Below are 24,911 nucleotides of genomic sequence, written 5' to 3'. Positions count from 1 at the left end.
GCCGCTGTCGAACAGGCGGGTTTCCTGGCGGATGGTACCGCCGTCCTCCAGCACCTCGATCTGGCGCCGCGCCTCATACTCGATCGCCTGCATGACGAAACGGATCGAGTTGACGTTCTTGATCTCGTTGCGCGTGCCGAGTTCCTCGCCCGGCCGGCGCACCGACACGTTGCAGTCGCAGCGCATGGAGCCTTCTTCCATGTTGCCGTCGCACGTGCCGAGATAGCGCAGGATCGAGCGCAGCTTCTTCAGGTACGCCCCGGCCTCCTCGGCCGTGCGCATGTCCGGCTCCGACACGATCTCCATCAGCGCCACGCCGGCGCGATTGAGATCGACGAAGGTCATCGACGGATGCTGATCATGCAGGCTCTTGCCCGCATCCTGTTCCAGATGCAGGCGCGTGACGCCCACCTCGCGGCTCGAGCCGTCGGGCATGTCGAGCACCAGGCGGCCCTTGCCCACGATCGGCTGCTGGTACTGCGAGATCTGATAGCCGCTCGGCAGATCGGCGTAGAAATAGTTCTTCCGGTCGAACACCGAGACCCGGTTGATCTGGGCGTCCAGGCCCAGGCCGGTCTTGACCGCCTTTTCGACCGCGACCGCGTTGATCACCGGCAGCATGCCCGGAAATCCCGCATCGACCGGCGAGACCTGGCTGTTGGGATCGGCGCCGAACGCGGTCGCCGCTCCTGAAAACAGCTTCGATTCGGACGTGACCTGGGCGTGGACCTCGAGACCGATGATGATCTCCCACTTGCCGGTCCGGCCGTCGATCAGCGTTTCCTCGCGCATCGCAACGTTGGAGGTAAACATGGCTCAGGCCCTCCCCGGCTTGGCGGTGAAGGCGGCGGCACTTTCCAGCACGCCCGCGGCGCGGATCATGGTCTCTTCGTCGAACGCGCGCCCGATGATCTGCAATCCCAACGGCAAGCCGTCGGCCGACAGGCCGGCCGGCACCGAGATGCCGGGCAGGCCCGCCAGATTGACCGGCACGGTGAAGACGTCGTTCAGATACATGGCCAGCGGATCGTCCATCTTTTCGCCGATCGCGAAGGCGGCGGACGGCGCGGTCGGGGTCAGGATCACGTCGCATTTCTCGAACGCCTGGTCGAAATCGCGGGCGATGAGCGTGCGCAGGCGCTGAGCCTTCAGGTAATAGGCATCGTAATAGCCGGCCGATAGCACGTAGGTGCCGATCAGCACGCGCCGCTTGACCTCGGCGCCGAACCCGGCGGCGCGGGTGTTCTCGTACATCTCGTCGAGCGAGGCGCCTGGCACGCGCAGGCCGAAGCGCACGCCGTCATAGCGCGACAGGTTGGCCGAGGCCTCGGCCGGCGCGATGATGTAATAGGTCGGCAACGCATGCTTGGTCATCGGCAGGCTGATCTCGACCGGCGCGGCACCCGCATCCTTCAGCCAGTCGATGCCCTGCTGCCACAGCGCCTCGATCTCGGCCGGCATGCCGTCGACGCGATATTCCTTCGGAATGCCGACGCGCAGGCCGCGGATGTCGCCGGTGAGCGCAGCCCGGAAATCCGGGACGGCCATCGGGGCCGAGGTCGAGTCCTTGGCATCGTGGCCGGCCATGACGCCGAGCATGATCGCCGCATCCTCGACCGTGCGGGTCATCGGCCCGGCCTGGTCGAGCGAGGAGGCGAAGGCGACCACGCCCCAGCGCGAGCAGCGGCCATAGGTCGGCTTCAGGCCGACGATGCCGCAGAAGCTCGCCGGCTGGCGGATCGAGCCGCCGGTGTCCGTGCCGGTCGCCGCCAGCGCCAGCCGGGCCGCGACCGAGGCGGCCGACCCGCCGGAGGAGCCGCCGGGCACAAGCTGGCGATTGCCGCCGGCCTCACTCCAGGGATTGATCACCGGGCCGTAGTAGCTCGTCATGTTCGACGAGCCCATGGCGAACTCGTCCAGATTGAGCTTGCCGAGGCAGGTGGCGCCAGCGTCCCACAGCTTCTGGGTGATAGTCGATTCGTACGGCGGCTTGAAGCCGTCGAGGATGTGCGAGCCGGCCGTGGTCAGCACGTCCTTGGTGCAGAACAGGTCCTTGATCGCGATCGGCAGGCCTTCCAGCACGCCGCCTTCGCCGCGCGCCAGCCGCTCGTCGCTCGCCTTCGCCATATCGAGCGCCTTATCCGGCGTCTCGGTGATGAAAGCGTTCAGGTCGCGTGCGGCCTCGATCGCGGCGACATGGGCCTGGGTCAACTCGACGGCCGAGAACTTCCTGGCGGCCAGCCCGTCACGGGCGGTCGCAAGCGTCAGATCGGTGAATTCGCTCATTACTCGACAACCTTCGGCACGGTGAAGAAACCGTGCATGGCGCCAGGCGCGTTCTTCAGGATGTCGTCGGCCCGCGCGCCGTCCGTCACCTTGTCGGGACGCAACGGCAGGGTCATGGCGGCGACGCTCGTCATGGGTTCGACCCCGGCCGTATCGACCTGGTCCAATTGCTCGACCCAATGCAGGATCTGATTGAGCTCTTGGCCGAGCGCTTCGCGATCGGCTTCGGGAACCTTGATGCGCGCCAGGGTGGCGATGCGCGCCACGGTGGCCTTGTCCAACGACATGAGATAAACCTCGGGGTCTTCCGGGAACGCCTCCGCCGGAAAGTCTGCCCCAGGATGCGCGTTCGGAAACCCTCGCGCGGTCCAGGAAACTGCCTGATCTCGACGGAAGCCGCGAAGCTAGCATCCCATCATGCCGATCTGCAACCCTACGGAACTCAAGGCCTGCCTCGCTCCGGGCGAACGGCTCCTGGGCATCGATCTCGGCACCAAGACGATCGGCCTTGCCCTCAGCGATACCCTGCTGATGGTGGCCTCGCCGCTGAAGACGCTGGTACGCGGCAAGCTGAAAGACGATGCGGCGACGCTCGCCGCCCTGCGGCGCGAGCATCGAATCGGCGCGCTCGTGCTGGGCCTGCCCATCAACATGGACGGCACGGAGGGTCCGCGCTGCCAGGCGACCCGCGCCTTTGCGCGCAACCTGATGCGGATCGACGACCCGGCCATCCTGTTCTGGGACGAGCGCCTGTCGACCGCCGCGGTCACGCGCGGCATGATCGAGGCCGACCTGTCGCGCAAGCGTCGGGCCGAAATCGTCGACAAGGCTGCCGCCGCCTACATCCTGCAAGGGGTGCTGGACCGGCTGGCCTACATGGCCGCGGCCATGCCATGACCGACCCGCAGGTCCGCATCGCGGTCGCCGTGCCGTCCGCCGACATGGTCCATGCCGATTTCGCCATGTCGCTGGCCCGGATGTGCGTCGCGACCCAGGGCCTGCAGATCAACGTCATCAACAACAAATCGTCGATCGTCGCCATCGCGCGCAACAACGGCGTCCGGCTCGCCCAGGAATTCGGCGCGCACTACATGCTGTTCCTCGACAGCGACATGATGTTCCCGGATTCGACGCTGTGGCGCCTGCTGATGCATCGGCAGGACATCGTCGGCGCCACCTATTCGAAGCGCGTGCCGCCCTACCCCACGCTCGGCACGGTGCTGCCGGGCGAGGTGGCCCAGATGCCGTCGGGCCTGATCGAGATGGCCCGCATCCCGACCGGCTGCCTGCTGATCAGGATGAGCGTGTTCGACAAGCTGCCGCGCCCGTACTTCCGCTTCGAGTCCAACGAGGAGACTGGCGACATCCTGGGCGAGGACTATATCTTCTGCGACCGTGCCCGCGAGGCCGGATTCCGCATCTGGTGCGACCCGGCGCTGTCCCACGAGATCGGCCATATCGGCCAGCAGGTCTTCAAGATCCCGCTTATTCAATAGCGACGCGTCGGCGTTAACCCCTTGGCGCCCGAAGCCGTGTATCATCGCCGCTTAGGCTGCTAACCTTCATCGGGCTCGGATCTCATGGTCGACGCCGTATCGAGTGCCAACAATTACGCGACCTCCGCCATCGCCGCAGCCGACGTGCAAATCGCGGCGGTCACGGATTCGATCGCCAACCAGATCAATGCGTCGACGCCCTCCAGCGCGGTTTTCGGCTCTTCGGCCGTGGCGGCACCCCCGGTCACCGGCACCCAGCCTTCGAACGCAGCCAGCCAGGTCTTCCAGGCCCTGCAGACCGCCCCTTCGATCGGCGACAGCGGCGCAGCACCTTCGGTGCCCCATTCCGGCGCCTACGACATTTCCTATAAGCCCGACTCGCCTTCGGCGGATTCCCAGGGGTTCGTCGCGCGTCCGGCCGCCAATCCGGGGCAGCAGAACGCGGCCCTCACGGCGGCCGCGAACAGCTTTACGGCCAATGTCCAGTCCCTGCAGTCGGCCGACCCGCTGAACAAGAGATCCCTGAACATTACAACCTGAGATGAATGGGCTTTATTGAACGAGAATTGATTTCGGATTCAAATAGTTCGAAACTATCGGAAATAGAACCCTTCACGTCACCTTAACTCCCCACGGACTATTCTTCGACCGGGCGCCAGTGCTGGTCGAAGAATATCGTCGCGCCCGAAGGGAGAGGCCGGAAAATGACGTGGCTCAACAATCTGAAGATCGGCACCAAGCTGGGCGTGCTGCTGGGCATTCTGGTGCTCGGCCTCGCTATCGCCGGATTCGCGGCGGCGCGGCTGGCCCATGAGGCCCTGATCGAGGACCGGATCCTTGCCCTGAAAGCCATCGTCGATACCGCGGTCGGCACGGCCGACTCGCTCGACAAGCAGGTCCAGGCCGGCAAGCTGACCAGGGAGCAGGCGATCGATGCGCTACGCGAGCGCATCCTGCCGATGAGCTACGACAAGGGTGAAGGCTACATCTTCGTCTACACGATGGAGGGGCTGACCATCGCCACGCCCGATCCCAAGATGATCGGCACGAACCGCCTCGATGTGAAGGCGGCCAACGGCATGATGATCCTGCGCGAGTTGCGTGACGGCGCACTCAAGAACAACGGCAGCGTCGTCCTGCGCTATAAATTTCCGAAGCCGGGACAGGCCGCGGAAAGCGAGAAGCTGTCCTACGCCGTTCAATACAAGCCGATGAACCTGCTGTTCGGCACCGGTGTCTATCTCGACGGGATGGAGGCCCAGTTCTCCGGAGTCGTCTGGTCCTATGTCGGCCTGTTCGGCGCGGTCATCCTGGTCGCGGCGGCCGCGGCGGCGATGATTGCGTTCAACGTCGCCCGTCCGCTGGCGAAGCTGCAGGGCGAGATGCGCCGCCTGGCCGAAGGCGACCTCAGCGCCACAGACGGCGACACCAGCCGGCGCGACGAGGTCGGGGCCATGGCGACGGCCGTCGGCGTGTTCCGCGAAAACGCGATCGAGAACCAGCGGCTGCGCGATACCCATGCGCGCGACCAGCAGATGGCCGAAGCCGAGCGGCGAGCGTCGATGCAGGAACTCGCCCAGGCCTTCCTGGCCGAGGTCGACGGCATCGTGCGTGACGTCTCGCGGGGAGCGAAGACGGCGGAAGAAGCTTCCGAACGGATGAGCGAGACCGCCCGACAGGCGCTCAGCCGGGCCGAAGCGGTGGCCGACGGCACGCTCACGGCATCCGACAACGTGCAGACCGTAGCCGCGGCAGCCGAGGAGATGGCGGCTTCGATCCGCGAGATCTCGCGTCAGGCCTCGCTCGCCCAGGGCATCGCCGCCAAAGCGCTGGACGCGACCGCCCGTTCCGACGGGATGGTGCACAGCCTCGACACCGGCGCGCGCGAGATCGGCGAGATCGTCAAGCTGATCTCCGATATCGCCAGCCAGACCAATCTCCTGGCGCTCAACGCCACGATCGAGGCGGCGCGAGCGGGCGAGGCCGGCAAGGGCTTTGCCGTCGTGGCGTCCGAGGTCAAGAGCCTGGCGAACCAGACCGCTCAGGCGACGGAGCGGATTTCGAGCCAGATCCAGACCATCCAGGGCGCCGTCGGCGGCACCGTGGCGGCGATCGGCGAGATCAAGAGCGTCGTCGGCGAAGTGAGCGAGGTCGCGAACTCGATCGCGGCCGCAGTCGAGCAGCAGAACGCGACCACGGCCGACATCGTGCGCAACATCCAGCAGGCGGCGCATGGAACGGACCTGGTCGCGCGCAACATCGTCGAGGTGAAGGATACAGCCGGGCACACCGGCAAGGCGGCGGAAACCGTCCTGGCCATCGCGCGCGAAATGGGCAGCCGCACCGCCGAACTCGCCGGTTCGGTCGAACGGTTCGTCGCCCGGTTGCGCTCGGCAGCGTGAGCGGGGCGGCGGGCGGCGACCCCATGGTGCTGCGCACAGCAGCGTAGTTGTCACCCTGCGGGCGGGGGCTTATACCTTTTTCCTTATGGATAAGACCCCCTCCCCGCTCTTCCCGCACCGACATCTGCTCGGAATCGACGGCCTCAAGGCCGACGACATCAGCGCCCTCCTCGATCTGGCAGAAGGCTACGTCGAGCAGAACCGCGCGGACGACAAGAAGCGAACGGTGCTGCGCGGGCGCACCATCATCAACCTGTTCTTCGAGAACTCGACGCGTACGCGCACCAGCTTCGAACTGGCCGGCAAGCGGCTGGGCGCCGACGTGATCAACATGTCGGTCGACGGCACCTCGATCAAAAAGGGCGAGACGCTGATCGACACGGCGATGACCTTGAACGCCATGCATCTGGACGCGCTTGTCGTGCGCCACCACGAGAGCGGTGCCGTCCACCTGCTGGCCGACAAAATGAATTGCGCCGTGATCAACGCCGGCGACGGCGCCCACGAGCACCCGACCCAGGCGCTGCTCGACGCGCTGACCATCCGCCGGCGCAAGGGCAGCCTCAAGGGCCTGACCGTCGCGATCTGCGGCGACATCCTGCACAGCCGGGTCGCGCGCTCCAACATCGCGCTCCTCAACATCATGGGCGCCCGCGTCCGCGTCGTGGCCCCGCGCACCCTGCTGCCAGCCCAGATCGAGCGACTGGGCGTCGAGGTGTTCCACGACATGGCGCGCGGCCTGGCCGACGTCGACATCATCATGATGCTGCGCCTGCAGATGGAACGGATGAACGGCAACTTCCTGCCGTCGCTGCGCGAATATTTCCATTTCTACGGGCTCGACCAGGCGAAGCTCGCCAAGGCCAAGCCCGACGCGCTCATCATGCATCCGGGTCCGATCAACCGCGGCGTCGAGATCGACAGCGCCGTCGCCGACGACATCGATCGCAGCCTGATCCTGGGTCAGGTCGAAATGGGCGTCGCCGTGCGCATGGCCTGCCTCGATCTTCTGATGCGCACCGATGCCAAGCGGAATCACGCCTGATGCCCTCCACCCTGTTCAAGAATGCCCGCCTGCTGGATCCCTGGACCCATCTGGACCAATCGGGTGACCTGCTCGCCGTCGACGGCGTCATCCGGGCGATCGGCGGCGACGCCGCACCGGCAGCCGCCCGGGATACGGTCGTCGTCGATTGTGCCGGCCATTGCCTGGCGCCCGGCCTGGTCGACATGCGCGTCCACCTGTCGGAACCGGGCCACGAATATCTCGAGGATATCGAGACGACCAGCCGTGCGGCGGTCGCCGGCGGCATCACGTCGCTCGTGGCATTGCCCGGCACGGAACCGGTGCTGGACGAGGTCTCGACCGTCGAGTTCGTCTCGCGCCGTGCGCGCAAGCTGGGCTTGGTCAATATCTATGCCTATGGCGCCGCCACCCGCGGCGTCGCCGGCAAGGAACTGACCGAGATGGGCCTGCTGGCCAAGGCCGGCGCCGTGGGTTTCACCGACGGGGTCAAGGCGATCGCCGATGCGCTGGTCATGCGCCGGGCCTTGAGCTATGCGCGCACCTTCGACCAGTTGATCGTCCAGCATCCGGAAGAACCGAAGCTCGCCGCCGGCGGTGCCGTGACCGAGGGCGAGATCGCGACGCGCCTGGGGCTGCCCGGCATCACGCCGGCCGCCGAACTGATCATGGTCGAGCGCGACCTGCGCCTGGTCGAGATCACCGGCGCCCGCTATCACGTCGCCCATGTTTCGACCGCCGCCGCGATCGAGGCGATCCGCCAGGCCAAGGCGCGCGGGCTGCCGGTGACCTGCGACACGGCACCGGCCTATTTCATGCTGAACGAAACGGCGATCGAGGAATATCGCACCTTCACGAAGCTGTCGCCGCCACTGCGGCCCGAGGCCGACCGGCGCGCGGTGGTCGAGGGGTTGCGCGACGGCACGATCGACGCGATCGCGTCCGATCATCGCCCGCACGACCAGGATTCCAAACGCCTGCCCTTCACCTCGGCCGCCGCCGGCATCATCGGCCTGGAGACCCTGCTGTCGCTGGCGCTGACCCTGCACCATAAGGGCGACGTGCCGCTGCTGCGCGTGCTGCGCAGCCTGACCCAGGCGCCGGCCGACATCCTGCGCCTGCCGATCGGCCGCCTGGCGCTGGGTGCCGCCGCCGACCTCGTGTTGTTCGATCTCGACCGGCCCCATCGGATCCGGGTCGACCAGTTCAAGTCGAAAGCGCGCAACACGCCGTTCGACGGGTTGCCTGTCCAGGGCAGCGTGCTGAAGACTTTCGTCGCCGGCCGCAACGTCCATAGCGTCGAGCGGGCCTGACGCCATGGCGCTCGATCCGGTGACGCTCATCGTCACCATCGCCCTCGCCTATCTGCTGGGCTCGATCCCGTTCGGCCTGGTGCTGACCCAGCTGACCGGCGCCGGCGACATCCGCAAGATCGGCTCCGGCAATATCGGGGCAACCAACGTGCTGCGCACCGGCCGCAAGGGCCTGGCAGCGGCGACCCTGATCCTGGACGGCGGCAAGGGCGCCGTCGCGGTCGGCCTCGCCGATTATTTTGCCGGACCCGACGCCGCGGTCATCGCCGCCGGCGCCTCCGTGCTGGGTCACCTGTTCCCGGTCTGGCTCCGGTTCAAGGGTGGCAAAGGTGTCGCCACCACCTTGGGCGTGCTGCTCGCCATCGCCTGGCCGGTCGGCGTCGTCGCCTGTCTGGCCTGGCTGCTGGTCGCCGTCACGCTGAAATATTCGTCGCTGGCCGCCTTGGTCGCGATCGGCATCAGCCCGATCGTCGCCTGGTTCCTGGCCGACGAGCCGCGCGCGATCCTGGCGCTGTTCCTGGCCGTGCTGGTGTTCATCCGCCACCACGAGAACATCCGCCGGCTGGCGAGCGGCACCGAGAGCCGGATCAATCTGAAGAAGGCGTAAGGACAACCCGCGCCCTTCCTCCGTCGGCGGTGGTTGACGAACCGGCCTCGCCTGGTCATGGTTTGTTCCATGACGCTCGACACGCTCAATCCCCAGGAGCGGCTCGACTGGCTTCGGCTGATCCGGTCGGAGAATGTCGGGCCGGTGACGTTTCACCAGCTTTTGCAACGGCATGGTTCGGCTGCCGCCGCGCTCGCCGCCCTGCCGGAACTGGCACGGCGCGGCGGCCGGCGCAATTTCATGATCTTCTCGCGCGAGCAGGCCGAGCGCGAGCTGGCGGCGATCCATAAGCTGGGCGCCCAGCTGATTGCCTGGGGTGAGCCCGACTATCCGCCCGGGCTGGCGCCGCTCGACGATGCGCCACCGCTCATCACCGTGTTGGGCAATCCCAAGCTGCTGGCGCGCAAGAGCATCGCCATGGTCGGCGCCCGCAACGCGTCGGCCGCTGGCCAGCGCTTCGCCCGCGAGATGGCGTATGACTTGGCGCGGGCGGGCTTCATCGTGACGTCGGGCCTGGCGCGCGGCATCGATGCGGCGGCCCATGGCGGGGCTTTGGCCCAGGGCACGGTCGCCGTGGTCGGCGGCGGCGTCGACGTGGTCTATCCCGAGGAAAACCGGGCACTGCATGGCGAGATCGTCGAGCAGGGCGCCGTCGTGGCCGAGAGCCCCGTCGGCACCATCCCCCAGGCGCGTCATTTCCCGCGCCGCAACCGGCTGATTTCCGGCATGTCGGAAGGGGTGGTCGTGATCGAGGCGGCATTGCGGTCCGGTTCGCTGATCACGGCGCGATTCGCCGCCGAGCAGGGCCGTGAGGTTTTCGCCGTGCCGGGCTCGCCGCTCGACCCGCGCTGCCGCGGCACCAACGACCTGATCCGCCATGGCGCCACTCTGGTCGAGAGCGCCGACGACGTGCTGTCGGCGCTGCTCAGCCTGGGTGGGCGAGGCACGATCGAGCCGCCGCGGCGCCGATCCGCCTCTCGTCCGCCGCCGGAAACGAGTGCCAATCAGCTCGATGAGGCGGAGAGTTCGATCACAGGTCTGTTGGGTCCGACGCCGGTTCCGGTTGACGAACTTGTCCGCCAGTGCCACTTGTCGCCCTCGATCATCGCGACAGTTCTGCTGGAATTGGAATTGGCAGGGCGTTTGGACCGTCATCCCGGCGGCCTCGTCTCGCTGCGATGAGCGCTTCGCCTCGGACCCGTCCCGGGTGTTTTGAAGAAGGGTTACCGGCCGTCTCATGAACGTCGTCGTCGTTGAGTCGCCAGCCAAGGCGAAGACCATCAATAAATACCTTGGCGACGGCTATACCGTGCTCGCCAGCTATGGGCATGTGCGCGATCTGCCTGCCAAGGACGGCTCGGTCAGGCCCGATGAAGATTTCGCCATGTCGTGGGAGGTCGAGGACCGCGCCGAAAAGCGCGTGCGCGACATCGTCCAGGCGCTGAAAGGGGCGAAGGCGCTGTTCCTCGCCACCGATCCGGATCGCGAAGGCGAGGCGATTTCCTGGCATCTGGCCAAGGTGCTGGACGAGCGCAAGGCGCTCAAAGGCATCCCGGTCAAGCGCGTGGTGTTCAACGAAGTCACCAAGACCGCCGTGCTCGAGGCGTTCCAGAACGCCCGTGAGCTGAACGGCGAGCTGGTGGACGCCTACATGGCGCGCCGCGCACTGGATTACCTGGTGGGCTTCACGCTCTCGCCGGTGCTGTGGCGCAAGCTGCCCGGCAGCCGGTCGGCCGGCCGCGTGCAATCGGTGGCCTTGCGGCTGATCTGCGAGCGCGAAGCCGAGATCGAGGTGTTCCGCCCCCGCGAATACTGGTCGGTCGAAAGCACCTTCAAGACCGGTCCGGGCGCCACCTTCTCCGCCCGCCTGACCCATCTCGATGGCCAGAAGCTCGACAAGTTCGACCTCGCGAACGAAGCCGCCGCCACGAATGCGGTCGATGCGGTCACGTCGGAGCCGGGCTATGCGGTCGCCAAGCTGGAGCATCGCCAGGTCCGCCGGCATCCGCAGCCACCGTTCACGACCTCGACCCTGCAGCAGGAAGCCTCGCGCAAGCTGGGCTTCACGACCAGCCGCACCATGCAGATCGCCCAGCGCCTGTATGAAGGCATCGACCTGGGCGGCGAGACCGTGGGCCTGATCACCTATATGCGAACCGACGGCGTCGCCCTGTCGGTCGATGCGGTGACGGCCGCCCGCCGGCTGATCGATCGGGACTACGGCCCGCAATACGTCCCCGGCGCCCCTCGCCAATATAAAGCCATCGCCAAGAACGCCCAGGAGGCGCATGAGGCGATCCGACCGACCGACATGTTCCGCCACCCGTCCCAGGTCGTGAGCGTACTCGATTCCGATCAGCTGCGGCTCTACGAGCTGATCTGGAAGCGCACCGTCGCCTGCCAGATGGAATCGGCGGTGATGGACCAGGTGACGGCCGACATCAACGGCGCTTCGGGCCGGGTCACCTTCCGCGCGACCGGTTCGGTCGTGCGCTTCGACGGTTTCCTGAAGCTGTACCAGGAAGGCCGCGACGACGACGCGGACGACGACGAGAACCGCCGCCTGCCGCCCTTGAGCGAGCGCGAGGCGCTGAACCGGCTCGACGTCCGGCCCGATCAGCATTTCACCGAGCCGCCGCCGCGCTATACCGAGGCGAGCTTGGTCAAGAAGCTCGAAGAGCTCGGCATCGGCCGGCCTTCGACCTATTCCTCGATCATCCAGGTGCTGCAGGATCGGGAATACGTGGTCCTGGAGAAGAAGCGCTTCACGCCGCAGGATCGCGGCCGATTGGTCACGGCCTTCCTCGAGAATTTCTTCGAGCGCTATGTCCAATATTCCTTCACGGCCGACCTGGAGAACCTGCTCGACGAGATCTCCGGCGGCCGGGCCGACTGGAAGCAGGTGCTGCGCCAGTTCTGGGATCATTTCAGCCTCGCGGTCGCCGGCACCAAGGAACTGACGATCACCCAGGTGCTGGACGCGCTCGATACCGAGCTGGGTCCGCATTTTTTCCCCGAGGATGGCTCCGGCCGCGATCCGCGCGTCTGCCCCAGCTGTGCGGCCGGACGCCTGTCGCTGAAGCTCGGCAAGTTCGGCGCGTTCATCGGCTGCTCGAACTATCCGGAATGCCGGTTCACCCGGCCGCTCGCGGTCGAGGGCCAGGGCGACGGCGAGGCGGCCTCGCCCGGTGACATGGGACCACGCGTGCTGGGCAACGATCCGGTGACCAACCTGCCCGTCAGCGTCCGCAAGGGCCCCTACGGCAGCTATATCCAACTGGGCGAGGCTGCTGTCGAGGGCGAGAAGCCCAAGCGCGTCTCGCTGCCCAAGGGCATGAAGCCCCAGGACGTGCTGCTGGAGCCGGCGCTGGGCCTCTTGTCCCTGCCGCGCGACATCGGCACCCATCCCGAAACCGGCGACATGATCATCGCGGGCATCGGCAAGTTCGGGCCGTACATCAAGCTGGGCAAGACCTTCAAGTCGATCAGCCCCGACGACGACGTACTGACCATCGGCATCAATCGCGCGGTCAGCCTGCTGGCCGAACCGAGCAAGGGCGGCCGGGCCGCGCCGACGCCGCTCAAGACCCTGGGCGAGCATCCGGTCGACCAGGCGCCGGTGCAGGTGTTCAAGGGCCGCTACGGCCCTTACGTCGCCCATGACGGCGTCTATGCCTCGCTGCCTCGCGATGCCGATCCGGAGACCTTCCCGCTCGACAAGGCCCTGGAACTGCTGGCGGTGCAGAAAGCCAAGCCCAAGACCGGCAAGAGCCGCTCCAGCAGTAAGGCCGCACCGAAGAAGGCGGCACCGAAGGCCAAGGCCGCGAAGGCCGAAGACGGTACCGCAACGGCGGTCGCCAAGAAGGCTCCGGCGAAGAAGGCGGCGCCCAAGAAAGTCGCCGCAAAGAAACCGGCCGCCAAGAAAGTAGCGAGCGCCTGATGGCGAAGCCGCCGGGCGCCAAGCCACCCAAGGTTCGCGTTCCCCGCAAAGGTCCCGGCAGCCTGCCGACCCGGCAACAGGTCGTCGATTTCATCGCGGCCAGCCCGGTCCCGGTCGGCAAACGCGAGATCGCCAAGGCGTTCAAGGTCGGCAGCGCCGACCGGGTGGCGCTCAAGGGATTGCTGAAGGAGATCGAGCGCAGCGGCCCGGTCGAACGCAGCCATCATCGACGGCTGGCCCCTGTGGGTGCCCTGCCGGAAATCGCGGTCATCGAAGTAACCGAGATCGATGCCGAGGGCGAGCCGGTGGTCCGGCTGCTGGGCAGCGATCCGGCGGTTCCGGTCCCAACCATCCGCCTGGCCGCCGGCCGGCGCGGCGGCGAGGAGAATCCCGGCGTCGGCGAGCGCGCCATCGCCCGGTTCCGCCGCCAGGAAGACGGCAGCTACCAGGCCGCCATCGTCCGCAAGATCGAGCCACAGGGCGAGCGGGTGCTGGGTGTGTTCAAGGCCCAGCCCGACGGTACGGCGCGCATCCTGCCGACCGACCGGCGCAACAAGACGACCTATCGCGTCCGCGCGAACGAGGGGCTGAGCGCCGCCGACGGCGATCTGGTGCTGGCCGAGCCCCTGCCCGTTCCGCGCCTGGGCCTGCCCCATGCCCAGGTGATCGAACGCCTGGGTGCCATGGGCGATCCCAAGGCGATCAGCCTGATCGCGATCCATCAGCAGGGCATTCCGGTGGGATTCCCCGACGCGGCGCTGCGCGAGGCCGAGGCGGCGAAGCCGGTCGCGCTCGGAACCCGCACCGACCTGCGCGATTTTCCGCTGATCACGATCGACGGCGCCGACGCACGCGATTTCGACGATGCGGTCTGGGCCGCACCCGACACCGATCCCGCGAACGAAGGCGGCTGGCACCTGCTGGTCGCGATCGCCGACGTGTCCTGGTATGTCCGACCCGGCAGCCCGCTCGACCGGTCGGCAAAGGAACGCGGCAACTCGGTCTATTTTCCCGACCGGGTCGTGCCGATGCTGCCGGAGGCGCTGTCGAACGAGCTCTGTTCGCTGAAACCGGCAGTCGAGCGCGCCTGCATGGCAATCCACATGTGGATTGATGCCGAGGGCAAAAAGCTGAAGCATCAGGCCGTGCGCGGGCTGATGCGCTCGGCCGCGCGCCTGACCTACGAGCAGGTCCAAGCCGCCATGGACGGGCGACCGGACGACACGACCGGACCGCTGGCAGATCCGGTGATCAAGCCGCTTTACGGCGCCTATGCGGCGCTCGACAAGGACCGGCGCAAGCGCGGCACCCTGGAACTGGACCTGCCGGAGCGGCGCGTCGTGCTGGGCGAGGACGGCACGGTCGAGCGGATCGACCGGCGCGAACGGCTCGACAGTCACAAGCTGATCGAGGAATTCATGATCGCGGCCAACGTTGCCGCGGCCGAGACGCTGGAGAAGGTCCACAAGCCTTGCATGTATCGGGTCCATGACGCGCCGGATCCGGAAAAGCTGGTGGCGCTGCGCGAATTCCTGGAAGGGCTCGACATCCACGCGCTGAAGCTGGCCAAGGGCCAGGTCGTGCAGCCGATGCATTTCAACCGCATCCTCAGCGCCGCCGAAGGCCGGCCCGAGGCGGCGATGATCAACGAGCTGGTGCTGCGCAGCCAGGCGCAGGCGATGTACGCGCCGGATAATCTGGGCCATTTCGGCCTGTCCTTGCAGCGCTATGCCCATTTCACTTCGCCGATCCGGCGCTATGCCGACCTGCTGGTCCATCGCGCCATGGTCGCAGGATTGGGGCTGGGCGATGGCGGGCTGGAGCCCGTCGACCCGGAAGGCTTCGCCGAACTGGGTGTCGACCTGTCGCGTCTGGAGCGCCGCGCGGCCGCGGCGGAACGCAGCGCGGTCGACCGCTACCTGGTCGCCTATATGGCAAAGCATGTCGGCACGATCTTTCCGGGCCGGGTCAACGGCGTCACCCGATTCGGGCTGTTCGTGACCCTGGCCGAGAGCGGTGCCGACGGGCTGATCCCGATCTCGACCCTGCCGGCGGATTACTATCATCACGACGAGGCGGCCCATCGCCTGGTCGGCCAGCGCAGCGGTCGGGTCTATCGTCTGGGTGATACGGTCGACGTGCGTCTGGCCGAGGCCGATCCGGTGGCCGGCGGCCTCACTTTCCAGCTGATCGACGGTGGCGACGAGGATCGGGTCTCGCGCAAGGGACTGAAGCTGCTGCGCTCGCCGCCGGTCGGCGCCAAGCGGAAATTCGACAAGCCGGGCCGCAAGAAACCCGGCACCGCGCCCCGCCGCCGCTGACCGCGATCGCAGCTTGAAAAGACCCGTCGGGCGAGGCACCCTCGATCCGTTCGGGGTTGGTCGATGACGCGCCCGTGACGGGGATCCGCGCGGATTTCCCTGGAGACAAGCGCCTTGGCGAGTGAGTGGAGCGGCTGCATCAGGGTGGGACGCCGAAGCCTCGGCGGCGCCGTCCTGCTTCTGTCGCTGATGAGTGCCTGCGCCTCGACGCTGGATACCCGCGGCGCCCATGTCGACCGGTTCGGTCACGATCCCGCCGCGACGCTGTTCGCCGATGCCTTCCGCGACATCCGGGAATTCTACCTGGTGCCGATCTCGAGCGAGACGCTGGCACTGGCCGGGCTCGCGAAACTCGATCAGGCGGACCAGTCCTTCGCGGTGGCCGAGATCGGCCATACCGTCGTGTTCTTCGACAAGGACAACGCGGTCGAGCGCCTGCCGGCACCGGACGCGGACGATGCCGACGGCTGGGCCGCGATCGTCTCGAGCGCGCTCGCCGACGTGCGCCAGCACTCCCCGGATCTATCCGGCGCGTCGAACGAGGCGCTGTACCAGAAGGTCTTCGACGGCATCGTGCCCAAGCTCGACCGGTTCACCCGCTATGCCGGCGCCGACGCCGCGCGCGACCAGCGCGCCTCCCGTGACGGGTTCGGCGGTATCGGCATCACGCTCGACTATTCCGACGGTCAGCCGCGCGTCTCGACGGTGGCGACGGACACGCCCGCAGCAAAGGAAATTCGCGTCGACGATCGCCTGGTCGCCATCAACGACGTCCAGGCCGATACGCTGAGCGAGCGGCAGGTCGTCGATCGCCTGCGCGGGGAACCGGACTCGACCGTGACCGTGACCCTGCGCCGACCGGGGCGCGGCGCGCTGGTGACCGCCACCATGAGGCGGGCATTGATCGTGGTGCCCACGGTCACGACCGATTGGGAGGACGGCATTGCGGTCTTCCATGTGTCGAGCTTCAACATCGGCACCGCCCAGGCCCTGGCCGACGGCATCGCTGCGGCCCGGAAGGATTTCGGCCGGCAGATGAAAGGCATCGTGCTCGACCTGCGCGGCAATCCGGGCGGGTTGCTGGAACAGGCGACCGACGTCGCGAGCCTGTTCATCGATCGCGGCGAGATCGTCAGCACCCGTGGACGGGACCCGACGGCGACCCAGGAATTCAAGGCGCGGACCGGCGACAAGACCCGCGGCCTGCCGATGGTCGTGCTGGTCAACGGCGGTTCCGCCTCGTCGGCCGAGATCGTCGCGGCGGCGCTGCAGGATCACGACCGCGCCGTGCTGGTCGGCACCAGTTCCTATGGCAAGGGCACGGTGCAGCGCGTGTTGACCCTGCCCAATCAGGGCGAGTTGACGCTGACCTGGGCGCGGCTCTACACCCCGTCCCATTACGTGTTGCACGAGCATGGCGTGGTGCCCGTGTTCTGCACCAGCCGGCTCGGCGCGTCAGAGACGGCCGAGGAGCCGGCGGCGCGCCTGGCGGCGATCATCGAGCGCGGCCTGCATCCGCGCGGGCTCGAAGCGCAGTCGCGCGCCAACCTCAGCGATCCGGCCTGGATCAAGCTCAGGAAATCCTGCCCGGCCGAAACCGAGGACAACCCGCTCGACCTCAAGCTGGCCCGCCGGCTGCTGCGCGATCCATCGCTTTATGCCGCCGCCCTCGCCACGCCGGCCATCGCGCTCGCGCAGCAATCATCCGGGCATTCCGACGCCGCACCCCTGCAGTAGCGCTGGCCGCGCTTGACTTGGCGGCGGATGTCGATAGGTTGCGGCGTTTCGATGAACCCCGTTCGGAAGACCGGAAATGGCAAAGTCTGCAACCGTCCTGATCAAGCTCGTCAGCACCGCTGACACGGGCTACTACTATGTGACCAAGAAGAACCCGCGTGCGAAGACCGAGAAGATGGAACTGAAGAAGTACGATCCGGTCGTGCGCAAGCATGTCGCCTTCAAGGAATCCAAGATCAAGTAAGGCTCGCTCCGTCGCAGCCGATCCGGATGCCTCCCAGGGCGGCGGGTCGGTCGAACGATGGAGTGCCGGCCCTTCTCATGATGGGGCCAACCGCCTCGCGGTGCGGGCGGCGATCGGTCAGACCGATCCGATGATCCAATCTTCCGGAACGAAAAGAACGCCCCCGCCCTTCCCGGCGGCGGCGCGTTTTCGGCTGGGAACGATCAGGCTTTCGCCAAGCGCTCGACGGTGATCCGCCGCACCGCCGGACTGCTGCCGAGCGTCAGGTGGGCTCCGCCGACCTCGAAGATTTCGCCGTCGGGTTCGTGGGCCCTGCAACTGTCCCAGGCGACGATGCCGTCGTCGCGGGTCAGGATCATCGTCGACGGCACGGGCAGCGGGGTCAGCAGGCGCTCGGTCTGGACCCGCGGGCTGTAGGAGTGCGCGAAGATCCGGATCAGCGCGCCGAGCGTGGTCGCGGTCGGCAAGCGGAACGGGCTGGCGATGGTGACGACATGGCTGACTTGGCCCGGCCGATCGTAGGCCAGGTCGCGGGCGAACAGCCCACCCAGGCTGATGCCGACCAGCGCCAGCGGGCCATGGTTCCGATACAGACCGTCGACCCGCCGTGCCACGCCATCGAGCAAATGGGGTGTCGGCCCCCAATTCACACCGAGTCCCCAGCCGAATGCCTGAAAACCGCAGCGTTCCAGGAATTGCCTGAGATCGAGGGTGAACCGGTCGCCGGTGAAGATCCCGGGAATGACCAGGATCGGGCGACCGCCCCCGTGCGGCAGCGACTCCGGTGCCGGCGACGTCGGGCGATCGAACAGCAGCGAGCCGAACTCGCGGACCAGCCGTCTGTAGGGCGGCCGGCGCGACCGGTCCCCATCCAGCACCGCCGACAGTTCGAGGCGCGCTTTGGCAGCGCTCATGGGTCGGAGAGCGTTACGGCAGGATGCCGTCGGGCACGAACGGGCTGATGCCTTCCGGCTGCCAGACCATCACGCGGTTGCGGCCGGCGTGCTTGGCGGCGTAGAGCGCCTCGTCGGCATTGCGCAGCAATTGACCAGGCGTCAGCGCCTCGGGGCCGGACATGGCGACGCCGATCGAGATCGTGACCGCGAGCGAGCGGGGGCCGATCGTCACGTCGATCGTCCGATCGCCGATCGCCCGGCGCACCCGGTCGCCGACCGACCCGGCCGCATTGAGCGCGCTGTCCGGCATGACCACGACGAATTCCTCGCCGCCGTAGCGTGCCACCAGATCGAAGCCACGCACATTGCCGAGCGTCCGGCGTGCGACTTCGACCAGCACCTCGTCGCCGACCGAATGCCCGTAGGTGTCGTTGACCTGCTTGAAACGGTCGATGTCGAACATCAGGATCGCGACGTCCTTCATCGGTCCGCCGGAACGTCCGAACAGCGTATCGAGATGGGCCGTCATGTAGCGGCGATTGTAGAGGCCGGTCAGCCCGTCGGTCAGCGCCAGGGTCAGGCCGCGCTTGTAATTGTCGAGCAGTTGGTCCTGCAACCGCTTGCGCTTGATCTGAATGCGGGTGCGGGCGATCAGCTCGTTTCGGTCGACCGGGCGGATGATGTAGTCGTTGGCGCCCAGGTCCAGGCCCTTGGCGAGCCGCGGATAGTCGCCATCGTCGAGGATCAGCAAGATGGGCAGCTGCCGCGTCTGCTCGACCGCGCGTAGCTGCGAGACCAGTCGCAACGGGTCCTCGCGCTCGAGCGCCATCGAGATGATGATGACGTCGTAGCTGCCCTGGCCCGACAGCTGGTAGGTCTCGGCATTGGTCTTGACCAGGGTCAGCTCGTTGGCGAGCGGCCTCAGGATCTGGGTCAACTTGGTCCCGGCCAGCGGATTGTCTTCCAGCACGAGGATGTTGCCGGGCGCCACATGCTCGACCTCGGGCGTCATGACGTCACCCGGCAATGCTGCCAGCCGGCCGTTGATCTCCTCGCGCAGCAACCACTCGTCGAGGGTGCGCTTCAGGCGGATCAGCGAACGCACCCGGGCGAACAGGGCGACGTCGTTGACCGGCTTGGTCAGGAAATCATCGGCGCCGACCTCGAGGCCGCGCAGCCGGTCGGCGACGTCGCTCAGCGCCGTCACCATCACCACGGGAATATATCGGGTCGCGGGATCGCTCTTGAGGCGCTTGCACACCTCCAACCCATCCATGCCCGGCATCATGACGTCGAGCAGGACGATGTCGGGCGACTCGCGCCTGGCGATTTCAAGCGCCTGCGGCCCATTCGACGCGGTCAGAACATCGTAATACTCGCTCAGAAGCTTGGCTTCGAGCAGTCTTACATTGACCTCGATATCATCGACGACGAGAACTCTGGCGGACATCCACCGCTCACTAATTAAGGAACTGCTTCAAAGTCTTGATGAAATACGCGACGGAGATCGGTTTGGCCAGATAAGCTTCACATCCGCCCTCGCGCATTTTCTCCTCGTCGCCTTTCATCGCGAAGGCCGTGACGGCGATGATGGGGATCGATTTCAGATCATCGTCCTCCTTGATCCACTTCGTGACCTCCAGCCCCGAGATTTCCGGCAGCTGGATATCCATCAGAATCAGGTCCGGGTGGTGCAGCCGCGCGAGCTTCAACGCCTCGATGCCGTCCTTGGTCTGCAGCGTGTTGTAGCCGTGCGCCTCCAGCAGATCATGAAACAGCTTCATATTGAGGTCGTTGTCTTCGACGATCAGGATCGTCTTGCTCATCGGAAATTCCTTAGTGCGAAACCAGTTGGCCCTGGCGGTACAACCTGTTCGAGAGAAGGCATCGTCATCCAGGTCCGCAGTCACCCCATAGGCTTAGCCAAGCGTCCTTAAGATTTCGTAATCCTTTTCGGCCCATCGCGATCATCCGCACGAATTTCCACGATATTTCGGGCTTTTATCATTCAGGGGATTGGCACGATGAATCCATTCTTCCGCATCGGCAACGATCTCGGCGGCACCAAGATCGAGGCGATCGCCCTCGATCCCGACGGAACCGTCTTGTGGCGCCATCGAATCCCGACTCCATCGGGCGACGCCGTCGCCACGATCGAGGCGATCCGCGATCTGGTCTTCCAAGCCGAGGCGCAACTCGGCGCCCCCGGCACCGTCGGGGTCGGCACGCCCGGCGCGCCGTCGCCGGCGACCGGGCTGCTGCGCAACTCGAATTCGGTCTGTCTCAACGGCCTGCCGCTCGACCGCCTGCTTGCCGGGGCGCTCGGGCGTGAGGTCCGGATCGCGAACGACGCGAACTGCTTTGCCCTGTCGGAAGCGACCGATGGCGCCGCGGCGGGCGCCGCCATCGTCTTCGGCGTCATCCTGGGCACCGGCGTCGGCGGCGGCCTGGTGGTCGGCGGAAAGATCCTGACCGGACGGCATGGCATCTCGGGGGAATGGGGCCACAATCCCCTGCCCTGGCCTGCGCCCGGCGAGTGGCCCGGCCCGACCTGCTACTGCGGGCGCACCGGCTGCGCCGAGCTCTTCCTGTCCGGCCCGGGCCTCGCGGCCGACCATCGCGCGACCGCCGGGGAAAATCTGGCGACCCATGAGATCGCCGCCCGGGCCGAAACCGGCGATGCTCCGGCCCGCGCCACGCTCGATCGCTACGTCGACCGCCTGGCCCGCGGGCTTGCCGGGGTGATCAATCTCGTCGATCCGGACGTCATCGTGCTGGGCGGTGGATTGTCCAACCTGACGATGCTCTACGAGGCCGTGCCGGCTCGCTGGGCACGCTACGTCTTTTCCGATGTCGTAACGACCCGTCTGGTGCCGCCGCATCATGGGGACTCGAGCGGCGTGCGCGGTGCCGCCTGGCTCTGGCCGCCCGACTGAGCACGATTCGCCTCTGGTGATCGCGGCCCGGTTCCGCTAAAACCGCCGGCCCTCGCGTTGTCGGAGATTTGGCATCATGGGCTATTGCGGCCTCGATTTCGGCACGTCGAACACCACGCTCGGCATCGGTGACGGCGACACGGCACGGCTGGTGGCGCTCGAAGGCGACGAGACGACGCTGCCCAGCGCCATCTTCTTCGACTTCGCCGCAGCGGGTGCCGAATTCGGCCGCGCGGCGATCGACGCCTACGCCAAGGGAACCGACGGCCGCCTGATGCGCTCGCTGAAATCCGTGCTCGGCACCGATCTCATCGACCAGGACACGTTGCTGGACAAGCACCGGATCGGCTTTCGGGCGGTGCTGCAACGGTTGCTGGGCGAGATCAAGGCGCGCGCGGAAACCGCCGCGGGCCATCCGATCGACTCCGTCGTCCATGGCCGGCCCGTCCATTTCGTGGATGGCGACGAGATGGCCGACCGGCGCGCCGAAGCGGCGCTGGCCGACATCGCCCGCGCCATCGGCTTCAAACATGTCTCGTTCCAGTTCGAGCCGATCGCGGCGGCACTCGACTACGAGCAGCAGGTCGAGACGGAAGAGGTGGCGCTCATCGCCGATATCGGCGGCGGCACCTCGGACTTCTCGATCGTCCGGCTGGGGCCGGACCGACGCCGCGCCGACGACCGGTCGGCCGACATTCTCGCCAACGACGGCGTCAGGGTCGGCGGCACCGATTTCGATCGCCTGCTGTCGCTGAAGAGCGCCATGCCGCACCTGGGCTACCAGTCGCCGATGAAGAAGCGCGGCCTGCTGGCGCCCAACGGCTATTTCACCGACCTGTCGACCTGGGCCAAGATCAATTTCCTCTATACGCCCAAGGTGATGGCCGAGATCCGTCAGGTTCTGCGCGAATCGGCCCGGCCGGACCTGATCGGCCGTCTCGCCCACGTGCTGGAGGATCATCTGGGCCATCGGCTCGCCATGACGGTCGAGCGCGCCAAGATCGGCTTGAGCGAGGCCGCCGCCTTCGACCTGCCGCTCGGCTGGGTCGAGCCCGGATTGACGGCAGGCTTCGTCCGGACGGAATTCGAGACGGCGACCGGCGAGTTGTGCCGCAGCATCGCCGGTATGATCCGGCGCTGCCTTGCCGATGCCGGTCTTGCCGCGGCCCGGATCGATGCGGTGTTCCTGACCGGCGGCTCCACGTTGCTGCCCAACGTCCGAAGCGCCATCCTGGACGAACTGCCGCACAGCCGTATCGTCGAGGGAGACAAGTTCGGCTCCGTCGGTCTCGGGCTGACGATCGAAGCGATGCTGCGCTATCAATAGGTAAATAATTAAGCCACTATTCAGGCTGATGAATTGAACATATTCGCCGATATGCCACGAACACGCTGCCGATAGACCCCGCCTGGACAGATCGGCGGGTAAAGCGCAGGGAGGCAGACGATGCGCGCGTTGGATAATTTGTCGCTCTCCCGGAAATTGGTGGTACCCGCCGCGCTTGTCATCTTGGTCACTCTCGGTATCGTTGTTCTCGCGAGCAACTCGCTGAGCAGCCTCGCCGAGCAGTTGAAAAGACTGACCGACCAAAAGGCCGTCGAACTGGAGGTGGCGCTCGAGGCGGAGAGCATCTTCAACAGCGCTGCAGTCAGCGAGAAGAACGTCATCCTCTCGACCGACCCCGCGATGGCAAAGAACAACATCAAACTCTACGACGACGCGTCCGCCAGAACCATCGACCTGCTCGATCGGCTCGACGGGCTGAAGCCTTCGCCGCCCCAGGCATCCCTGGTCGCCGACTTCCGCCGGGCGGCGACGGAACGCCGCGAGATCAGTCACAAGGTTTTCGATCTGGCGCTGGCAGGCAAGGCGCAGGAGGCCTTCGTGCTATCCAGCCAGGAGGCCGCGAAGAAGCGGCGCGAGGCGATCGCGGCCGTGGACAAACTGATCGGCGATCTGCGCACCGATCTCAAAGCCGCCCGCGACGACGCCGACACTCAGGCGGGCACCGCGCGATATTGGCTCATCCTGGGCGGAACGGCGGGCCTGTTGGCTGCGTTCGGCATCGCGGCGCTGATCGTCGTCGGCACGATCACCCGCCCGCTGCGCAATCTGACGGCATTGACCCAGCGACTGGCCGACGGCGACCTCGACATCCGCCTGCCGGAGGTCTCGCGCCGGGACGAGATCGGCCGGCTCGCAGCAGCACTCGCCATCTTCCAGGATCATGCGCGCGAAGCGCTCCGCCTCAACGAGGCGGTCGGTCGCGAGAGCGCCGCCAAGGAACGGCGCCGACATGAGATCGAAAGCGAGATCCTGAATTTCGACAGTTCGGTCGGCGGCGCGCTCGATCAGCTCTCCACGGCCGCCTCGACCTTGAGCGTCACCGCCGAACAGATGACCGGAAATGCCGGCGATACCAGCCGCCAGGCGAACATGGTCGCCACGGCCTCGCAGCAGGCTTCGGACAATGTCGAGACGATCGCCGCCGCGGCCGAGGAAATGAGTGCCTCGGTCCAGGAGATCGCCCGCCAGACAAGCCATGCCGCCGACATCATCGCCACGGCGGTCCGGGAAACCGCGCGGACCGACGAGACCGTGCGCGGCCTCGCCGGCGCCGCGCTCAAGATCGGCGACGTGGTCAAGCTGATCAACGATATCGCCAGCCAGACCAACCTGTTGGCATTGAATGCGACGATCGAGGCCGCACGCGCCGGCGAGGCCGGCAAGGGTTTCGCCGTGGTCGCGTCGGAGGTGAAGTCGCTGGCCAACCAGACCGCGCGGGCGACGGAGGACATCGCCGGGCAGGTCGAGGCGATCCGCGGCGTGGCCCAGGACGCGATCGCCGCGATCGAACGGATCGGCGGCACGATCCGCGAAGTTCACGAGGTCGCGACGGCGATCGCCGCCGTCGCCGAGCAGCAACAGGCCAGCACGCAGGAGATCAGCCGCAACACCGCCGAGGCGGCGCGTGGCACGCGCGACGTGACCGGCACGATCGACCGGGTCAGCGACGGCGCCGACCAGACCCAGACCGCTGCTGCCCAGGTACTCGCCGCCGCCGCGTCCCTGAGCCGGGAGGCGGATGCTCTGCGTGCCTCGGTCGGCGCCTTCGTCGGACGCCTGCGGGCGGTTTAGCCGCGCACCGACCGCCGCCGCCAGATGCCCGGATAGTCGAGCACCAGGCCAGCCTCGTCGACGGTAAGGTCGGCGGTGAAGCCGCTGGCCACATTGCGATAGCGGAACCGGCGCGGCGGCTCTGCCGGATCCAGCCGGCGGTAATCCTGCATTGCCGGCTCGACCGTCAATTCCGGCATCCGGATGTAGGCGACCTGGATGATGCGCGACTGGTCCGGCTCGAACGACAGGCGCCGGATCGGCAGGGTGTTGGTGAAGGGCGTCGCCTGGATGTCGATGTCGAGGCAGGCCGCCAGGTCCGGCCGCCCCCAACCGTCCACGGTCCAGCGACCGTCCATGGCCCGCTCGATTTCCAGCGGCTTCGACGCGCCATCGCGATCGACCGTCAATCGAGCCCGTCGAAAGACCCAATCGCCGGCCAGGTCGACCTCATAGGCGATGCGGAGCGGATCCGGTCCCAATTGAACCATGACGAGTCCGCGCGCCTGGACCGCTGCGGCCCCGACCTCGAACGACAGATGCTCGAGACCGGGCCGATCCAGCCATTCCCAGACGATGTCCTGCGGCATC

The 24,911-nt window shown here is 66.9% G+C and carries 22 protein-coding genes; 15 read left to right on the top strand and 7 right to left on the bottom strand.

Features of this window, described 5'->3' with window-relative positions; all coding sequences use genetic code 11:
• The 3 genes from gatB to gatC all read right to left on the bottom strand — a co-directional run.
• Window positions 1–792: Asp-tRNA(Asn)/Glu-tRNA(Gln) amidotransferase subunit GatB (gatB, locus tag VGV37_RS20055; RefSeq protein ID WP_414638048.1), on the bottom strand; the 792-nt coding region annotated here is incomplete at its 3' end.
• 24 nt (window positions 793–816) lie between these two features.
• Window positions 817–2,286, bottom strand: coding sequence for an Asp-tRNA(Asn)/Glu-tRNA(Gln) amidotransferase subunit GatA (gatA, locus tag VGV37_RS20050; RefSeq protein ID WP_326881522.1), 1,470 nt, complete (start codon window positions 2,284–2,286; stop codon window positions 817–819).
• Window positions 2,286–2,573 (bottom strand): Asp-tRNA(Asn)/Glu-tRNA(Gln) amidotransferase subunit GatC, encoded by a 288-nt coding sequence (gene gatC, locus VGV37_RS20045; protein ID WP_326881521.1) that lies wholly within the window; start codon window positions 2,571–2,573, stop codon window positions 2,286–2,288. Before gatC ends, gatA begins: the two co-directional genes overlap by 1 nt.
• 130 nt (window positions 2,574–2,703) lie before the next feature.
• On the opposite strand from gatC, the gene ruvX reads away from it, so the two are divergent.
• The 12 genes from ruvX (at window position 2,704) to rpmG (ending at window position 17,370) form a co-directional block, all read left to right on the top strand.
• Window positions 2,704–3,183, top strand: coding sequence for a Holliday junction resolvase RuvX (gene ruvX / locus VGV37_RS20040; RefSeq protein ID WP_326881520.1), 480 nt, complete (start codon window positions 2,704–2,706; stop codon window positions 3,181–3,183).
• Window positions 3,180–3,782, top strand: a complete 603-nt coding sequence (locus VGV37_RS20035; protein WP_326881519.1) for a hypothetical protein — start codon at window positions 3,180–3,182, stop codon at window positions 3,780–3,782. The genes ruvX and VGV37_RS20035 overlap by 4 nt, the downstream gene beginning before the upstream one ends.
• Before the next feature lie 84 nt (window positions 3,783–3,866).
• Window positions 3,867–4,322: a hypothetical protein gene (locus tag VGV37_RS20030; protein ID WP_326881518.1), complete on the top strand. Its 456-nt coding sequence runs from the start codon at window positions 3,867–3,869 to the stop codon at window positions 4,320–4,322.
• Between the two features lie 164 nt (window positions 4,323–4,486).
• Window positions 4,487–6,184 (top strand): methyl-accepting chemotaxis protein, encoded by a 1,698-nt coding sequence (locus VGV37_RS20025; RefSeq protein WP_326881517.1) that lies wholly within the window; start codon window positions 4,487–4,489, stop codon window positions 6,182–6,184.
• An 85-nt stretch (window positions 6,185–6,269) separates the two neighbouring features.
• The gene (locus tag VGV37_RS20020) at window positions 6,270–7,229 is read left to right on the top strand and encodes an aspartate carbamoyltransferase catalytic subunit (protein WP_326881516.1); all 960 of its coding nucleotides are present in this window, start codon (window positions 6,270–6,272) and stop codon (window positions 7,227–7,229) included.
• The gene (locus tag VGV37_RS20015) at window positions 7,229–8,521 is read left to right on the top strand and encodes a dihydroorotase (protein WP_326881515.1); all 1,293 of its coding nucleotides are present in this window, start codon (window positions 7,229–7,231) and stop codon (window positions 8,519–8,521) included. The genes VGV37_RS20020 and VGV37_RS20015 overlap by 1 nt, the downstream gene beginning before the upstream one ends.
• A gap of 4 nt (window positions 8,522–8,525) precedes the next feature.
• The gene (gene plsY / locus VGV37_RS20010; protein ID WP_326881514.1) at window positions 8,526–9,128 is read left to right on the top strand and encodes a glycerol-3-phosphate 1-O-acyltransferase PlsY; all 603 of its coding nucleotides are present in this window, start codon (window positions 8,526–8,528) and stop codon (window positions 9,126–9,128) included.
• A gap of 69 nt (window positions 9,129–9,197) precedes the next feature.
• On the top strand, window positions 9,198–10,310 hold the full coding sequence (gene dprA / locus VGV37_RS20005; RefSeq protein ID WP_326881513.1) for a DNA-processing protein DprA: 1,113 nt from the start codon (window positions 9,198–9,200) through the stop codon (window positions 10,308–10,310).
• A gap of 55 nt (window positions 10,311–10,365) precedes the next feature.
• Window positions 10,366–13,068: a type I DNA topoisomerase gene (topA, locus tag VGV37_RS20000; RefSeq protein ID WP_326881512.1), complete on the top strand. Its 2,703-nt coding sequence runs from the start codon at window positions 10,366–10,368 to the stop codon at window positions 13,066–13,068.
• Window positions 13,068–15,389 (top strand): ribonuclease R, encoded by a 2,322-nt coding sequence (gene rnr, locus VGV37_RS19995; protein ID WP_326881511.1) that lies wholly within the window; start codon window positions 13,068–13,070, stop codon window positions 15,387–15,389. Before topA ends, rnr begins: the two co-directional genes overlap by 1 nt.
• 114 nt (window positions 15,390–15,503) lie before the next feature.
• Window positions 15,504–17,126 carry a S41 family peptidase gene (locus VGV37_RS19990; protein ID WP_326881510.1) on the top strand — a complete coding sequence of 541 codons (1,623 nt, stop codon included), beginning with the start codon at window positions 15,504–15,506 and terminating at the stop codon, window positions 17,124–17,126.
• Window positions 17,127–17,202: 76 nt separating this feature from the next.
• The gene (rpmG, locus tag VGV37_RS19985) at window positions 17,203–17,370 is read left to right on the top strand and encodes a 50S ribosomal protein L33 (protein WP_326881509.1); all 168 of its coding nucleotides are present in this window, start codon (window positions 17,203–17,205) and stop codon (window positions 17,368–17,370) included.
• 203 nt (window positions 17,371–17,573) lie between these two features.
• Here the strand turns inward: rpmG and VGV37_RS19980 are convergent, their stop codons facing one another.
• From VGV37_RS19980 to VGV37_RS19970, 3 genes are read right to left on the bottom strand one after another with little or no spacing between them, the layout of a single operon-like run.
• The gene (locus tag VGV37_RS19980) at window positions 17,574–18,284 is read right to left on the bottom strand and encodes a hypothetical protein (RefSeq protein WP_326881508.1); all 711 of its coding nucleotides are present in this window, start codon (window positions 18,282–18,284) and stop codon (window positions 17,574–17,576) included.
• A 13-nt stretch (window positions 18,285–18,297) separates the two neighbouring features.
• Window positions 18,298–19,716 (bottom strand): PleD family two-component system response regulator, encoded by a 1,419-nt coding sequence (locus VGV37_RS19975; protein WP_326881507.1) that lies wholly within the window; start codon window positions 19,714–19,716, stop codon window positions 18,298–18,300.
• Between the two features lie 10 nt (window positions 19,717–19,726).
• Window positions 19,727–20,092, bottom strand: coding sequence for a response regulator (locus tag VGV37_RS19970; RefSeq protein ID WP_326881506.1), 366 nt, complete (start codon window positions 20,090–20,092; stop codon window positions 19,727–19,729).
• Between the two features lie 198 nt (window positions 20,093–20,290).
• Between VGV37_RS19970 and VGV37_RS19965 the strand changes: the two genes are divergently transcribed.
• The 3 genes from VGV37_RS19965 (at window position 20,291) to VGV37_RS19955 (ending at window position 24,341) form a co-directional block, all read left to right on the top strand.
• Window positions 20,291–21,202, top strand: a complete 912-nt coding sequence (locus VGV37_RS19965) for an ROK family protein (protein WP_326881505.1) — start codon at window positions 20,291–20,293, stop codon at window positions 21,200–21,202.
• A gap of 76 nt (window positions 21,203–21,278) precedes the next feature.
• Complete coding sequence (locus VGV37_RS19960; RefSeq protein WP_326881504.1) at window positions 21,279–22,529, top strand: Hsp70 family protein; 1,251 nt, start codon at window positions 21,279–21,281, stop codon at window positions 22,527–22,529.
• Between the two features lie 120 nt (window positions 22,530–22,649).
• The gene (locus VGV37_RS19955; RefSeq protein ID WP_326881503.1) at window positions 22,650–24,341 is read left to right on the top strand and encodes a methyl-accepting chemotaxis protein; all 1,692 of its coding nucleotides are present in this window, start codon (window positions 22,650–22,652) and stop codon (window positions 24,339–24,341) included.
• Here VGV37_RS19955 and VGV37_RS19950 read toward each other — a convergent pair.
• A complete protein-coding gene (locus tag VGV37_RS19950) occupies window positions 24,338–24,910 on the bottom strand; it encodes a putative glycolipid-binding domain-containing protein (protein ID WP_326881502.1) in 573 nt (190 codons plus the stop codon). The genes VGV37_RS19955 and VGV37_RS19950 overlap by 4 nt on opposite strands.
• Window position 24,911 lies beyond the last annotated feature (1 nt).

Origin of the sequence: Aliidongia sp., from assembly GCF_035943795.1 — a bacterium.
In the GTDB taxonomy this organism is placed as follows: Bacteria; Pseudomonadota; Alphaproteobacteria; order ATCC43930; family CGMCC-115725; genus Aliidongia.
The sequence above is the reverse complement of the archived record's forward strand: the minus strand, read 5'-3'. Positions and strand labels throughout refer to the sequence as shown.

Coding starts and splice junctions, on each gene's coding strand:
- VGV37_RS20035 (WP_326881519.1), top strand. CDS start 3,180: ATGACCGACCCGCAGGTCCGCATCGCGGTCGCCGTGCCGTCCGCCGAC.
- VGV37_RS20020 (WP_326881516.1), top strand. CDS start 6,270: ATGGATAAGACCCCCTCCCCGCTCTTCCCGCACCGACATCTGCTCGGA.
- gatA (WP_326881522.1), bottom strand. CDS start 2,286: ATGAGCGAATTCACCGATCTGACGCTTGCGACCGCCCGTGACGGGCTG.
- gatC (WP_326881521.1), bottom strand. CDS start 2,573: ATGTCGTTGGACAAGGCCACCGTGGCGCGCATCGCCACCCTGGCGCGC.
- VGV37_RS20025 (WP_326881517.1), top strand. CDS start 4,487: ATGACGTGGCTCAACAATCTGAAGATCGGCACCAAGCTGGGCGTGCTG.
- plsY (WP_326881514.1), top strand. CDS start 8,526: ATGGCGCTCGATCCGGTGACGCTCATCGTCACCATCGCCCTCGCCTAT.
- VGV37_RS19950 (WP_326881502.1), bottom strand. CDS start 24,910: ATGCCGCAGGACATCGTCTGGGAATGGCTGGATCGGCCCGGTCTCGAG.
- rnr (WP_326881511.1), top strand. CDS start 13,068: ATGGCGAAGCCGCCGGGCGCCAAGCCACCCAAGGTTCGCGTTCCCCGC.
- dprA (WP_326881513.1), top strand. CDS start 9,198: ATGACGCTCGACACGCTCAATCCCCAGGAGCGGCTCGACTGGCTTCGG.
- VGV37_RS19960 (WP_326881504.1), top strand. CDS start 21,279: ATGGGCTATTGCGGCCTCGATTTCGGCACGTCGAACACCACGCTCGGC.
- ruvX (WP_326881520.1), top strand. CDS start 2,704: ATGCCGATCTGCAACCCTACGGAACTCAAGGCCTGCCTCGCTCCGGGC.
- VGV37_RS19965 (WP_326881505.1), top strand. CDS start 20,291: ATGAATCCATTCTTCCGCATCGGCAACGATCTCGGCGGCACCAAGATC.
- VGV37_RS19980 (WP_326881508.1), bottom strand. CDS start 18,284: ATGAGCGCTGCCAAAGCGCGCCTCGAACTGTCGGCGGTGCTGGATGGG.
- VGV37_RS19955 (WP_326881503.1), top strand. CDS start 22,650: ATGCGCGCGTTGGATAATTTGTCGCTCTCCCGGAAATTGGTGGTACCC.
- topA (WP_326881512.1), top strand. CDS start 10,366: ATGAACGTCGTCGTCGTTGAGTCGCCAGCCAAGGCGAAGACCATCAAT.
- rpmG (WP_326881509.1), top strand. CDS start 17,203: ATGGCAAAGTCTGCAACCGTCCTGATCAAGCTCGTCAGCACCGCTGAC.
- VGV37_RS20015 (WP_326881515.1), top strand. CDS start 7,229: ATGCCCTCCACCCTGTTCAAGAATGCCCGCCTGCTGGATCCCTGGACC.
- VGV37_RS19975 (WP_326881507.1), bottom strand. CDS start 19,716: ATGTCCGCCAGAGTTCTCGTCGTCGATGATATCGAGGTCAATGTAAGA.
- VGV37_RS19970 (WP_326881506.1), bottom strand. CDS start 20,092: ATGAGCAAGACGATCCTGATCGTCGAAGACAACGACCTCAATATGAAG.
- VGV37_RS20030 (WP_326881518.1), top strand. CDS start 3,867: ATGGTCGACGCCGTATCGAGTGCCAACAATTACGCGACCTCCGCCATC.